The organism is Mycolicibacterium hodleri, from assembly GCF_025822245.1.
In the GTDB taxonomy this organism is placed as follows: domain Bacteria; phylum Actinomycetota; class Actinomycetes; order Mycobacteriales; family Mycobacteriaceae; genus Mycobacterium; species Mycobacterium hodleri.
This window is the reverse complement of record NZ_JACKTL010000073.1, coordinates 221,759-234,456: the sequence shown is the minus strand read 5'-3', so window position 1 is coordinate 234,456 and position 12,698 is coordinate 221,759. Positions and strand designations below refer to the sequence as shown.

Here is a 12,698-nt window from a genome sequence, read left to right as displayed (position 1 = left end):
GTTGCACATTCCTGGTTCTGCCCACTTGGCGAAGATCGCCTCGTAGATCGCCCACGCCGTGGGCCTCACCGGCTCAGCCCTGAACCTGTTCCGGGCCCGTCGTGTCGCCACGACCGCTCAACGGATCATGCTGATCGCCCGCGACGGCGGCTGCACCAAACCGGGCTGCCACCGCCAGCCTTGGACACCGGCCAGGCGCGGGTCGACGACCATCACCGCCCGGAGCGGCTGCATCGGCCACCGGAGGAGGACGCCCTCGAGTTCCCGAGCACCGCGGACGACCGTCGGCCCGGCGGCCCGGAACCCAACGTGGCATAGCCGGGCGGAAGTTCACCCGCGGGCAGTCGCGGGTAATACGGTCACGTGATGGAGCGCTGCGGGCGGGTGAAGCTGACCAACCCCGACAAGGTGCTGTATCCGGCCACGGGCACGACGAAGGCGGAGATCTTCGAGTACTACGTCGCGATCGCCGACGTCATGGTGCCGCACATCGCGGGTCGGCCCGTCACGCGCAAGCGCTGGCCCAACGGCGTGGGGGAGTTGGAATTCTTCGAAAAGCAGCTGGCGTCGTCGGCCCCGGAGTGGCTCGAGCGCGGCACCGTCGTCCACAAGTCGGGCAGCACCACCTACCCGATCGTCGACACCCGCGAGGGGCTGGCCTGGCTCGCGCAGCAGGCCTCCCTGGAGGTGCACGTGCCGCAGTGGAGGTTCGTGGGAACGCAGCCCGGTCCGGCGACGCGGATCGTCTTCGACCTCGACCCCGGCGAGGACGTCACCTTTCGCCAACTGTGCGACGTCGCGCGCGAGGTAAGGGGACTGATCACCGACATCGGCCTGACCACCTTCCCGTTGACCAGCGGCAGCAAGGGCCTGCACCTCTACGTCCCACTGCAGGAACCGATCAGCAGCTCCGGCGCGTCGGTACTGGCCAAGCGAATAGCCCAGCAGCTCGAGAAGACCATGCCCAAGCAGGTCACCGCGACGATGACCAAGAGCTTGCGCACCGGCAAGGTGTTCGTCGACTGGAGCCAGAACAGCGCCGCCAAGACCACGATCGCGCCGTACTCGATGCGGGGCAGGGACGAGCCCACCGTCGCCGCGCCGCGCACGTGGGACGAGATCGACGATCCCGACCTGCGGCACCTGCGCTTCGAAGAGGTCCTGGAACGCGTTGCCGCCCAAGGCGATCTGCTCGAACCGCTGGACGACCTGGTTCCGCTGGCCGACAAGCTGACGACCTACCGCAGCATGCGCGACGCGGGCAAGACCCGAGAACCGGTGCCGCAGACGTCGCCGACGGTCGGCAACGACGACACGTTCGTGATCCAGGAGCATCACGCGCGACGGTTGCACTACGACTTTCGGCTCGAACGCAACGGGGTGCTGGTGTCCTGGGCGGTGCCCAAGAACCTGCCCGAGAAGACCTCGGTCAACCATCTGGCGGTGCACACCGAGGATCATCCGCTGGAGTACGCCACCTTCGAGGGCTCGATTCCCAAGGGCGAGTACGGCGGTGGCGAGGTCATCGTCTGGGACTCCGGTACCTACGAGGCCGAGAAGTTCCGGGACAACCCACCGGACGGACCCGACAAGGGCGGCGAGGTCATCGTCACGCTGCACGGCGGCAAGGTCTCGGGGCGATACGCGCTGATCCAGACCGGCGGCAAGAACTGGCTGGCGCACCGGATGAAGGAGCAGCCCGAGCCGACACCCGAGGACGTCAAACCCATGCTCGCCACGCACGGTTCGGTGTCGAGGCTGACGAAGGTGGTGTGGGCGTTCGAGGGCAAGTGGGACGGGTACCGACTGCTGGTCGACGCCGACCACGGCGCGCTGCGGCTGCACTCGCGCAGCGGTCGCGACGTCACCGGTGAATATCCGCAACTCAAGGCGCTGGCGGCCGACCTGGCCGAGCACCACGTCATCCTGGACGGCGAGGTCGTCGCGCTCGACGAGGCCGGGGTGCCCAACTTTGGTCTGATGCAAAACCGAGCCCGCTCGACGCGAATCGAGTTCTGGGCCTTCGACATTCTGCAACTCGACGGCCGATCGCTGTTGCGCGCCAAGTACTCCGACCGGCGCAAGCTGCTCGAGACCCTGGCCAAGGGCGGCGGACTCATCGTGCCCGAACAGCTGAGCGGTGACGGACCAGAGGCGCTCGAGCACGCGCGTGCCAAGCGCTGGGAGGGCGTCATCGCGAAGAAGCGGGACTCCACGTATCAGCCCGGCAGGCGGTCGCAGTCGTGGATCAAGGACAAGCTGTGGCTGACCCAGGAGGTGGTGATCGGCGGCTGGAGAGCGGGCGAGGGCGGCCGCACCAGCGGGATCGGCGCGCTGATGATCGGTGTGCCCGAGGAGGACGGCCTGGTCTTCGCCGGCCGGGTCGGCACCGGGTTCACCGACAAGGACCTGGCGACGCTCAAGGAGATGCTGGCTCCGCTACACACCGACGAATCACCGTTCACCGCAACGCTTTCCGGTCCAGATGCCAAGGGCGTGACGTTCGTCGAACCCACGCTGGTGGGGGAGGTGCGGTACAGCGAGCGCACGTCTGACGGTCGACTCCGGCAACCCAGCTGGCGCGGCCTGCGGCCGGACAAGAGTCCGGACGAGGTGGTGTGGGAATCGCTGCAGTAGATAGTCGCAGGCCGATCACTTCGCACGGTAGAAGCGGGAGGGTTCAATCGGCAGGTCGAGATCTGACAACGGACGGGTGATGAGCGACCTACCCGGTTCTGCGCGCCTGGTCTTGGCTGCCGACGTGACGCCCCTTGACGGGGCGTTTACCGGTCCGGACCGAAACGGGTCGCCGCCGTCGACTCCGTCTGAGAACACCAACGTGTGGGTCACCGCTCCCGAGGTCTCACTTGTCGGCGGCGCGATGGTGAACCTCGCCGCGGGGCGGTCGATTGGGCGCCAACGCCCTGTATGCGGGCATGGGTGATCGGTCGGATTTGGCGGTGAGTACTTGAATGCCGACGTGGTTGGCACCGTTGTCGAGGTGTTCGTCGAGCCGCCGATAGATGGCGTGCGGGGATCCGCGAAGAACGAGGGCGTCGATCAGGCGATCGCTGCCCGAGCCCGCGACGTCGCGGTCTGTGAAGCCGTGCCGGACGAGATTGCTGGTGTAGTTCCGCAGCCCAAGGTAGGGGAACTGCACTGCGGGACGCCCGATGGTGCGAGCCTCTGCGGGGTCTTCGGTGAGGACCACTTTGTGTTCGGGCGCTAGGAAGGCGTTGGCGCCCATGACCTCTCGCGCGTAGCGCGTGTGTTCAGGGACCGTCAAGTAGGGATGGGCGCCGAGGGTGCGTTCACCGGCCAACCGCAGCGTCTTGGGCCCGAGAGCGCCGATCACCACGGCTTCGTCAGGCACCTCACTGCTGCGCAACGCGTCGAGGTAGCTGACCATCCGGTGATAGGGCCGGTCATAGGAGGATCGGCTTTCGGGATGTCCCAGTCCCAGGCCGAGCAGTAGCCGCGGCCCGAATCGATCGACTATCCGGTGGTATTGGTGCGCAACGCTTTCGGGTGTGTCCTGCCACATGTTGATGATGGCGGTGGCAACGGTGGCAGTGCGCGTCTCCGCCAACGTCTGTTCCACGAGCTTCATCTCGCCGACGGGATCTGGCCCGATGCCCATCCAGATGGTTTGAAAGCCAAGGTCTTCCAGTTCGGGTGCGCAGTCGATGCGGTCGGCATCGCCGAGGGACGGATTCAACCAGGCGCCGTAGGTGCCGTACTGCTCGTACACGAGTAATCTCCCGGAGGTGGTCAGTGGTGAATTGTGAGGGCGGTGATCAGGTCGTCTTCCACGGTGAAGAGGAAGTAGAGAATGATCTGCCCGCCGGGGAAGGTGCCCCGCGTGTCACCGGTAACGATGATCTCGCCCTTTCCGGTGGTGATCGTGTCCTGGACCGCGACAGTGCACTGCGCTCCGACGAATTCCTTGTCGTCCCAGACCTTGATGTCCTGATGTCCGCGGTAGGTGCCTTCGTCGGCGTTGTAAAGCACGGCGTCCTGGGCGAAGGTGGCGAGCAATGCTGCCGAGTCATGCGCGTTGGTCGCGCGGAAGAAGGAATCGACGGGCGCAGATGTGGTGGTAGTCATGGGTTCTCCCCTTTCGTCTGGATCAGGCTGCTCGAGCCGCGCCGTCGCTGGAGTGAAGCTCGTCGTAGTAGTGCAGGACCAACGGCTGGGTGAGCATTGATTCGAAGGTGTCCGTGTAGCCGGTCTCGGTCCGCCATTGCAGATAGTCGGTGTAGTGGTGTCGTTCGGTCCACTGGGTGAGTCCGGCGACGTGATCAGGATCGTCCTGGTCTCTGATCACGCGGATGTTCTCGCATCCGTCGTGCTTGAGAGTCTCTCCGAGGAGATCGAGTAGCAGATCTGCAACGTCGGTTCCGCGACCCGGTTCGGCGAGCAGTTCGGTGATGACAACTGTGCTCATGACGGGAGCCCTTTCTCGATGGTTTGCGGTCGTGAACGGATACTTCGACGCTATGGCGATGGGGTGAGACGATCCATGTCTCAGAGTCGCCGCTAGATGTCCATTCCGCTCATCTACGGGGCTAGAATCGCCAACGTGGATCTCGTCGGCGATGCGATCAGGGCTCTTCGCATCGGCCAGCCCCGATCCGCACGGGCGTACCTCTACGGGAACTGGGGGTTGCGCTGGGATCCCTCCCGCGGGGCGGGCTTCAACATCCACGTCGTGCTGCAGGGCAACTGTTGGCTGCGTCCTGACGGCCGCGACCCCGTCCAACTCGAGGCCGGTGATGTCGCGTTCATCTCGCGAACGATCGCCCACGGGGTCTCCGACTCGCCCCTCAGTCCGCTGCGCGATGTTCCACCCGATGAGAATGACTTCTGGTTCCCCGACCACGCCGACGCCGAGGCCTCGCCGACCTTGCCGCTCACGGTGCTCATGGGGGGCAGTTACTACCTTCAACGTCAGCGCATGCACCCCCTCATCGAGAGCCTGCCCGAGGTCATCGTATTGCCGAATCGAACACAGGCCGACGACCCCATCCTCGACATCGTCAATCTCCTTGGCGCAGAGCATGACAACCATGAACCGGGGTCGTCGGCCGCGATGCCCGCACTGTTGGATCTGCTGCTGACCTATGTCATCCGGGCAGCCTTCGACGCCGCCGACCCCGGCATGGGGTGGGCGGCGGCGATCCGAGACCCGGCGTTGAGCACGGCGCTGCACAACATGCAGAACACACCGGAGATCGACTGGACCGTCAGCACACTGGCCCGAGCGTCGGGCCTGTCCCGCGCGACATTCGCGCGACGCTTCACCGCCGCCGTCGGGCAGCCTCCGATGGCGTACCTGACGTGGTGGCGCATGAACTTGGCCAAGCAACATCTCAGCGAGTCCGACATGCCGCTGTCGGCCGTCGCGTCGCGGACCGCATACAGGTCAGAGTTCGCCTTCAGCAAGGCATTCAAGCGTGAGGTGGGATGCTCCCCGGGAGCCTTCCGGCGGGAAGCCACCGCCCGTCGACGACGGTGAACAGTTCACACACGTCGCCGGGAATCGTGCGCGCGCTCACTCCTCGCCCGTGTGCGGCCCCCGGGGCGGATAGCTGCTCAAATCATTGATCCAAGGGCTCTGAATGGCTTGCTCGGACAGCAGCGACTCGATGAGCCAACGGTCCTGCACTCGTCGCAAGCCGAAGGTCCAGACGCCACCCACGGTCCGCACCAGTTCTCCCTCGGCGATGCCGCGCGGCGCGATGAACGCCAGGTCATATACCGATACCGAGGCGGTGTCCTCGGCGATCGCGACTAGGGGATTGGCCAGATAGTGCTGCACCGCAAGGACGCCGTCGGCGATGTCTTGTAGCCGGCGGACAGACTCCTCGGCCCCGCTGAACCAGGTCTGCTCGGGGTGTGCCCCGTCGGCGTATCGATAACTGAAGTCCTCGGTCATCAAGGCGCGCAGTTCAGGCCAGCGCCGGTGGTCGAGCGCGTGGACCCAGCGGGACGGCATGTCGAGGGCCTCGTCGCGAGCCGTAAGTGGCGGCTGAGAAGTCATGCGGCGGCCAGCGCTGTGATGACGTCGTCGCGCAACGGCTTTGGGACTGCTAGGAAACTGGCGGAGTTGGCGGTCCACGCCTCACCGTGGGCGTCGCTGACGGCCAGGCCCGCCTCCTGGGCAATCAGCTCTGCCCCCAAGAGATTCTCCTCGTCGCGTCCGTACTCCCAGAAGATGTCGACCCGGCCCGCTGCAGTGTCGGCGATCTGCAACGACGTCGGACCGAAGTTGCGGACTGCTCCCACGATCGGCAACATCTTGGCCAGCGAGCGGGCGGCCTCGGTGATCGCCGCGGGCTGACGATTGATGAACGGTGGCTGATTGGTGGCCGCGATGCACACCCCGAGGTCGGATTTCTGCGACGGCTGGATCGACTGGCCGTTGAGCCGGGCACCGCCGCCGCGGGTCGCCACATAGGTCTCGGCGCGGGTGGCGCTGTGGATGACGGTCGCCTCGGCGCGACCGCCACGGACGTAGGACAGCGTGACGCACCAATGCGGAAGCCCCTGTAAATATTGGACGGCACCGTCGGTCACGTCGGCGAACCATCCTTCGGCATCGGCGGCCGCGGGGTCACCCAACCAAGCCACACCCGGCACGGCCGAATCGAGCATGGTGCGTAGCTGATCCGTTGCGGGGCAATCGATGCCATCGAAGGCCGCGGAGAATTCTGCCCACGTGCGGGATGGGGGCGGGAGCACCGCGCGAAGCAGCGTGGCCGCCACCGATTCGACAGCCTGGGTCATCGGTGCGAGCAACTCGTCGGTCGGCATACTTCTCTCCCAGCTTCTGACGGGCCTGGTCCTGGATGGCGTGGATGTGCCACGTTCGACGCGACGGCCGAACTCCTGACAAAGCTAACCCACTACGAGGAGGACATGGTTGTTCAGACCGGATACATGGCGATACGAGACTCTCGATGATCTCGTCGACTACGGAGGCCCGATGGTCAGGGTTCCGGCATGCCGACCGACGCGAACGAGTACCGCACACTTCGAACACTGCATTTCCGCCAGATGTGTGGGAATCGTTGCAGTGGCGTCGTGGTCGGCACCATGTGCGCGGATTGGTGGCTGTGCCCCGCCGCCAGACTATTCAGCCTTGGCTGGACGGGACGATCGCCGTGGATGCGGGCTCGAGCGTTGGCATGGGACAGTGGAGAGCGGCCCTCAGGCAGGTCGTGATGCGCTGGACGCGGTACGGGCCGGCGACAACCGTCGCAGAGGCGCATCGCCCATGGGCCGCAACACCTGAACGAAGGCACGTATATGACAGAAGCTGTAGCGCTGGACGACGTCGCGATCTTTCTGGCGGTAGCGGAATGCGAGAGTTTCGTTGGAGCCGCGCGACGGCTCGGGATGCCGCAGAGCTCGGTAAGCCGGCGGGTGGCGGCATTGGAGAACCAGGTCGGCACGTCGTTGCTCCGGAGATCGACGCGGTCGCTCAGTGTGACGTCCGAAGGACAGCGCTTGGTCGAAGCGTGTGCTCGGCCGGTCGCGCAGATCAGGGCTGCACTCGACGACATCGCTACCGCGTCGTCAGGCGCGAGCGGTTCACTGTCGATAGCGGTCTCGCCTTACATCTGCCCCGACCAGTTTCGTGCCTGGGTGTCGGACTTCGGTTCGGAGCGGCCCGATATCCAGCTCAACCTCACGGTGAATGGCAATGATGCCAATTTGGTCGCTGACGGTATCGATCTGGCCATCCAACTCGGACCTCCCAAGCAGCAGAGCCTCGCTTCCGTCAAACTGTATGACGTCCCATTCCGTCTCGTCGTTTCCGATGACTTGCTTCGCCAACGGCCTGAGCTTGGGCGCCTCACGGATCCCGAGCAGTTGCTCGAGCATGTGTGCGCGACAGTACTGCCAATCACCAACTGGTGCTTCGTATCCCGGGACGGTGAAGAACGTCGGGTAACCCCGACCAGGCTCGCAGCGGCATCGAATGATCCCTGGGTTGTCGTAGATGCCGTCAGCCGAGGGCGAGGTGTCGGGTTCCTGCCAGAAGCGTTGACGGATGACCGCTTGGTCTCGATCGACATAGCCGGCTGGACGCCAGCCGCTTCCTCCGTCCACGCCGTTTTCCCGCGACGCCTGCGCAACACGCAAAATGTCAGGTCGGCGTTGGAGAGTGTGCGGCGGCGAGGAGCCGGCAATCGAGCCAGAGACGTTGGCAATGCATCTTCGCGCGTACCGGGAATGCTGCTGGCAGACTAGCCAATCCGCCGGTGGATTGGTGTTATCCGAAAGAGGCAATTGTGGCGCGGTGACGCTCGAGCGAAACTCACTGTCGTACCAACGACAGTGAGGCTTGATTGATGAAGGCAGCAGTTTTCGGAGCGACCGGCTACACCGGTCGGCTGGTTGCGGCGGAGTTGTTTCGCCGTGACGTCGACACCCTCCTGCTCGGCCGCGACGAGAAGGCGCTGTCAGCGATCGACGGGGCACGAGACGTACGGTGCGTGAGCCTGGCCGAGCCGTCGTCGATGGTCGACGCTCTCCGCGGCTGCGACGTGGTGGTCAGCTGCGTCTCCCCGTTCACCCGTTTCGGAGAGCCCGTCGTGGAGGCGGCAATCGCCGCCGCGTGCAACTACGTCGACATAACCGGCGAGCAGCGCTGGGTTCGGCGCGTGTACGACGAGTTTGGCACCCGAGCCGCGGCGGCCGGCGTCAGCCTGATGCCCGCAGCGACTGATGACGGCGTGCCTGGCGACCTCATCGCCGGGCTCGTCGTCGGGCGCCTCGCCGAGGTGCAGACGCTCCACCTGCATCACGGAATGTTCAGCGCCGGTATATCGCGGGGAACGATGCTGTCGTTCGGCCACATCGCCGCATCGCCGCCGCTGGCGTGGCAAGACGGCCGGTGGCGGGAGACCGACGCGGGCGCCCGCGAGCCGGTCGACTTTCCGCGCGACGGCGAGCAGCCGTCCTGGGCCCTCCCCGGGCCGGAAGTGATCACGATCCAACGCCATGTGGCCGCCCGCACCATCGAGGCCACCATGAACGTGGACCTCGTCGCAGGCGTGGCATCCCTTACCGACGAGGTCATCGCCGCGGCGCCGGCCGGACCGTCGGATGACGAGCGGCGCGCGTCCCGCTTCACCATCATCGCCGAGGCGCGTTCGCCGGACGGCACGACGGCGCGGGGCCACGTGTCGGGGGCCGACGCCTACGGCTCCACCGCCCTGATCGCGGTCGAGGCCGCGGTTCGGCTCGGTGCCCGCGACGCGCCGGTCGGAGCGGTGCCACCGTCGCTCGCCTTCGAGCCCGCCGAGTTCCTGGACGCGCTGGAGCCGTTCGGGATCAGCTGGCAGGTCGAGAACTGATGGACCGGCCGGGGCCGGAACGCCCGCCCATCAACGGGCGCGAGGTCGTCACCCGCTTCATCTGGGCCTTCGAGCAGCGCGGGGCCGATGTGTTCCCAGTTGGGTCGACGGGTCGACGAGCAGAACGCCAGGATGGTCGACGCGATTGAACGTGGTATCGCTGAAGTCGTTGTACGCCAGATGGATCCGACGTGAACCGCCACCATTTCGGGGCTAGTTGGATGGCGTCATCAGCCTGGCCTGGCGACACGACGACCCCCACCAGAACTCGGAAGCGCTCGCTGAACGAAGCGTCCGCTAAGACAGCGGCGCGGTCAGCTCGACGTTGATGTCGTCGGGATCCTGGAACGACAGGATGGCGATGCCGGCATCGGAGAGGTCGACGACCTCTCCGTGCGTGACCCCGGCGTCCCGCAGGGCGGCCTGGGCGGCTTCGAGTGCGGAACGATCCGCCACCGCGAAGCTCACGTGGTCGAGACCCGTTCGCGTGGAGTCGAATTCGCAGTCACCCACCGGTCGCAACCCGAAGAGCGTGCCCTGCGGGGTCTGGTACACCACGCCGCCGTAGAACTTCTCCGCCGACTCCGTCACGCCAGGCTCGTCCACCGAATCGGACGCGTCGACGGCGATCGGCCAGCCGAACACCTCGTCGTAGAACTTCTTGGACCGTCCTATGTCGGTGACGGTGAGCCGAACGTGGGCGAAGCCGGAGCTGTCGATGAGTGCCATGAGGCAGTGTTACCCACCCCGGGGGCGGGGCCAGCGCGCGGGGTGCCGGGGTAAGGCTTTGGTCACAACCGGCCCGAGGGTGCGGCGATCGCTTGCTCCATGCCCCTGGTGGCGAGCACGTCGGCCAACTCGTTGTCGGCGACGCCGGAATGTCCCTTCACCCAGAACCATTCGACCTGGTGCACCGCGCACGCCGCCTGCAGACGCTTCCATAGGTCGACGTTCTTGACCGGTTGCTTGGCCGAGGTCAGCCAGCCGTTGCGTTCCCAACCGAGGACCCACTTGGTGATGCCGCTGCGGACGTACGTGCTGTCGGTGTAGAGGTGCACCAGGACGGGTCTGGTGAGCGCCTCGAGCGCCATGATGGGCGCCGTCAGCTCCATCCGGTTGTTGCTGGTGTCGCCGGGCTCGCCGCCGAACATCTCGCGAACGTGTCCGCGGTGGCGCAGTACGGCCCCCCAACCGCCGGGACCCGGGTTGGGTCGGCACCCGCCGTCGGTGTGGATCACGACGGGGTCCGCGGTCTCGGTCATGCGCCGAGGATAGGCGGCGAGATCAACGCCGTCCGTACCGACATTCCGAATTCTCGATGTCGGAGCGTGGTGATCCGGCGTCCCGGTTGGACGGCGTCCTTCACCGGTGACGTGCGGTCGCCGAACGCCTCCGCCGTCGCCTCGACGTCGGCGGCGACGTACGTCAACCCCCACAGGGTGGACGGGCCCTCGGCTGCGGTGTGCGGCGCACCCACGACCTCGACGATCACCTCTCCGAGGCGGAAGAAGACCTGGCGGATCGCCTGCCCGCCGAGTTCGCCGTCGCGCTCTCGGCGGGGTCGCAGCCCGAGGCCGGCCAGCGCGTCGACGGTCCGGGCGAGGTCGGGCGACAGGAGTACGACGTGGTCGACGCGGACGACGCCGTTGGGATGCGTCGCGGGACTGGCCGGGGGCCGATCCGACGAGGTCGTCGCGACGCCGTCGAGGTCGTGCAGATCTGTGGGTACTCCGCGCAGCGACCACCCGACGATCCCGGTGCCGTGCTCGCGTCCGACCAGGCCGATGCTCACGCCACCGACGCGGGTCGTGGCGTCGGCGTCGACGGTGAAGCCGGCCCGGGTCCAGGACTCCGGTGGGTCGGCCACCTCGAACCCGGCGACGGCGACGGTCGGCGATGCGGCGCGCACTAGGTCGTCAGGCCGACGACGAGGAGATCGAGCACGTGCTCGAAGGTACTGCCCAGGTCCGGCGTCTGACCGATGCCCGCCTGCTCGATGGTGACCGAGCCGTGGATCGCGCTCCAGACGGCTTGGGCCGACTCGGCCAGGTCGCGTTCGCCGTCCACGGTCGTGAACGCGCCGATCAACCCGGACAGGATGGTGAAGACGGCCCGGCCCGCCTCCGCCACCTCCGACGACTGGTCTTCGAGCGGACTCCCGGACCCGAAGATCAGGGAATACCGCGCCGGATGGCGCAGGGCGAAGTCCCGGTAGTTGCGGCAGGACTGCCGAAAGCGCTCCTGCGGCCCGAGGTCTGCAGGCACGTCGATGGCCTCGGCGAGTTGGGCCAACGTCCGCATGGCCAGCGCGACGGTCAACCCGTCCTTGCTCTGGAACCTGTTGTAGACGCTGGTCGGTGACACCGCGGCCGCCAGCGCGACCGCACGGATGGTCACCCCGTCGGTGCCGTCACGGTCCAACACGGTCTCGGCCGCGCGAAGGAGCGCGGCCGAGACCTCGTGGCTGGCGGTGCGCCGCCGCACCGGTGGCGTGCTCATGCCTGCGTGGTAACCCCACGGTGTGCCAGCCACGACAGGGTGACGTCCGCGACGTCCCGCCAGCCGTGATCGATGGTGAGCGAGTGTCCGCGTCCGGTGAATTCGTGGAAGTCGGTGACGGCACCTGACTTTTCGTATAGCCGGTGAGTGGCCTTGGCGGAGACGAAGGGCACGGTGTGGTCGGCGGTGCCACCGGTGATCAACAGCGGACCCCTGGTGGCGTTCGCGGTGTCGACCTTCGCCGGCGATCCGCTCGAGAAGTTCGCGATCGCGGCTTCGAACAGCGGCTTGCCCGGTGACGGAATCGACCACCGTTCCCACAGGGCATCGGACTCCTCGACGGTCAACGCGTTGCCGAAGCCGTAGCGCCACTGCGCTTCGGTGAGTCCCTTTGCGCGTCCGCGGTTGAGCGGGTTGCCGAGCACGGGGAAGGCGGAGCGCAGCTGGGCGACCGGCAACGGCTTGACGCCCTTGATGGGGGCGGGGTCGACGGCGACCGCAGCCGCGGCCTTGTTCTGCCCCAACAACTTCTGGGCGATCAGGCCACCGAAGGAGTGCCCGATCACCACGGGCGGGGTGTCGAACTGCTCGAGGACTCCGGCGAAGTAGTCGGTGAGTTGGTCGATGCCGTTCCCCGCTTGGTCGGCAGGGTTGCGCCGGGTCTCCTCGGGCGTGGGGTGTTCGCCCGGCCAGGCGGGGGCGATCGCGTGGTGGCCGTCTGCGGCGAAGCGGTCGATCCACGGCTGCCAGGCGGTGTGGGAAACCCACAGTCCGTGGATGAAGACGACGTTGGTCATGGCGGTTCCTGTCTCTTATGAAACGATGTTACAT

14 protein-coding genes and 1 pseudogene are annotated in these 12,698 nt (G+C 66.5%); 5 read left to right on the top strand and 10 right to left on the bottom strand.

Going from position 1 to position 12,698, the window contains the following annotated elements; genetic code table 11:
• Nucleotides 1-61 precede the first annotated feature (61 nt).
• A pseudogene (locus H7J06_RS30960) lies at nucleotides 62-318 on the top strand (hypothetical protein); the annotation flags it as partial.
• A gap of 48 nt (nucleotides 319-366) precedes the next feature.
• Nucleotides 367-2,637 carry an ATP-dependent DNA ligase gene (locus H7J06_RS30955; protein WP_264043643.1) on the top strand — a complete coding sequence of 757 codons (2,271 nt, stop codon included), beginning with the start codon at nucleotides 367-369 and terminating at the stop codon, nucleotides 2,635-2,637.
• Nucleotides 2,638-2,863: 226 nt separating this feature from the next.
• On the opposite strand, the gene H7J06_RS30950 is transcribed toward H7J06_RS30955, so the two are convergent.
• From H7J06_RS30950 to H7J06_RS30940, 3 genes are read right to left on the bottom strand one after another with little or no spacing between them, the layout of a single operon-like run.
• The gene (locus H7J06_RS30950; protein WP_264043641.1) at nucleotides 2,864-3,751 is read right to left on the bottom strand and encodes a TIGR03620 family F420-dependent LLM class oxidoreductase; all 888 of its coding nucleotides are present in this window, start codon (nucleotides 3,749-3,751) and stop codon (nucleotides 2,864-2,866) included.
• Between the two features lie 20 nt (nucleotides 3,752-3,771).
• Nucleotides 3,772-4,107 (bottom strand): nuclear transport factor 2 family protein, encoded by a 336-nt coding sequence (locus H7J06_RS30945; protein ID WP_264043640.1) that lies wholly within the window; start codon nucleotides 4,105-4,107, stop codon nucleotides 3,772-3,774.
• 22 nt (nucleotides 4,108-4,129) lie between these two features.
• On the bottom strand, nucleotides 4,130-4,447 hold the full coding sequence (locus H7J06_RS30940; protein WP_264043639.1) for a putative quinol monooxygenase: 318 nt from the start codon (nucleotides 4,445-4,447) through the stop codon (nucleotides 4,130-4,132).
• 135 nt (nucleotides 4,448-4,582) lie between these two features.
• On the opposite strand from H7J06_RS30940, the gene H7J06_RS30935 reads away from it, so the two are divergent.
• The gene (locus H7J06_RS30935; RefSeq protein WP_264043637.1) at nucleotides 4,583-5,518 is read left to right on the top strand and encodes an AraC family transcriptional regulator; all 936 of its coding nucleotides are present in this window, start codon (nucleotides 4,583-4,585) and stop codon (nucleotides 5,516-5,518) included.
• A 36-nt stretch (nucleotides 5,519-5,554) separates the two neighbouring features.
• On the opposite strand, the gene H7J06_RS30930 is transcribed toward H7J06_RS30935, so the two are convergent.
• Together H7J06_RS30930 and H7J06_RS30925 are read right to left on the bottom strand one after the other, a co-directional pair.
• A complete protein-coding gene (locus tag H7J06_RS30930) occupies nucleotides 5,555-6,043 on the bottom strand; it encodes a nuclear transport factor 2 family protein (protein ID WP_264043635.1) in 489 nt (162 codons plus the stop codon).
• The gene (locus H7J06_RS30925; RefSeq protein WP_264043633.1) at nucleotides 6,040-6,816 is read right to left on the bottom strand and encodes an inositol monophosphatase family protein; all 777 of its coding nucleotides are present in this window, start codon (nucleotides 6,814-6,816) and stop codon (nucleotides 6,040-6,042) included. Before H7J06_RS30925 ends, H7J06_RS30930 begins: the two co-directional genes overlap by 4 nt.
• Nucleotides 6,817-7,311: 495 nt before the next feature.
• On the opposite strand from H7J06_RS30925, the gene H7J06_RS30920 reads away from it, so the two are divergent.
• Together H7J06_RS30920 and H7J06_RS30915 are read left to right on the top strand one after the other, a co-directional pair.
• Complete coding sequence (locus H7J06_RS30920; RefSeq protein ID WP_264043631.1) at nucleotides 7,312-8,259, top strand: LysR family transcriptional regulator; 948 nt, start codon at nucleotides 7,312-7,314, stop codon at nucleotides 8,257-8,259.
• A 101-nt stretch (nucleotides 8,260-8,360) separates the two neighbouring features.
• The gene (locus tag H7J06_RS30915) at nucleotides 8,361-9,368 is read left to right on the top strand and encodes a saccharopine dehydrogenase family protein (protein WP_264043629.1); all 1,008 of its coding nucleotides are present in this window, start codon (nucleotides 8,361-8,363) and stop codon (nucleotides 9,366-9,368) included.
• 297 nt (nucleotides 9,369-9,665) lie between these two features.
• On the opposite strand, the gene H7J06_RS30910 is transcribed toward H7J06_RS30915, so the two are convergent.
• The 5 genes from H7J06_RS30910 to H7J06_RS30890 form a co-directional block, all read right to left on the bottom strand.
• A complete protein-coding gene (locus H7J06_RS30910; RefSeq protein ID WP_264043627.1) occupies nucleotides 9,666-10,097 on the bottom strand; it encodes a VOC family protein in 432 nt (143 codons plus the stop codon).
• 62 nt (nucleotides 10,098-10,159) lie between these two features.
• The gene (gene rnhA / locus H7J06_RS30905) at nucleotides 10,160-10,630 is read right to left on the bottom strand and encodes a ribonuclease HI (RefSeq protein ID WP_264043625.1); all 471 of its coding nucleotides are present in this window, start codon (nucleotides 10,628-10,630) and stop codon (nucleotides 10,160-10,162) included.
• A complete protein-coding gene (locus H7J06_RS30900) occupies nucleotides 10,627-11,277 on the bottom strand; it encodes a VOC family protein (RefSeq protein ID WP_264043623.1) in 651 nt (216 codons plus the stop codon). Before H7J06_RS30900 ends, rnhA begins: the two co-directional genes overlap by 4 nt.
• The gene (locus tag H7J06_RS30895) at nucleotides 11,277-11,867 is read right to left on the bottom strand and encodes a TetR/AcrR family transcriptional regulator (protein WP_264043621.1); all 591 of its coding nucleotides are present in this window, start codon (nucleotides 11,865-11,867) and stop codon (nucleotides 11,277-11,279) included. The genes H7J06_RS30900 and H7J06_RS30895 overlap by 1 nt, the downstream gene beginning before the upstream one ends.
• The gene (locus H7J06_RS30890; RefSeq protein WP_264043619.1) at nucleotides 11,864-12,664 is read right to left on the bottom strand and encodes an alpha/beta fold hydrolase; all 801 of its coding nucleotides are present in this window, start codon (nucleotides 12,662-12,664) and stop codon (nucleotides 11,864-11,866) included. The genes H7J06_RS30895 and H7J06_RS30890 overlap by 4 nt, the downstream gene beginning before the upstream one ends.
• Between the last annotated feature and the right edge of the window lie 34 nt (nucleotides 12,665-12,698).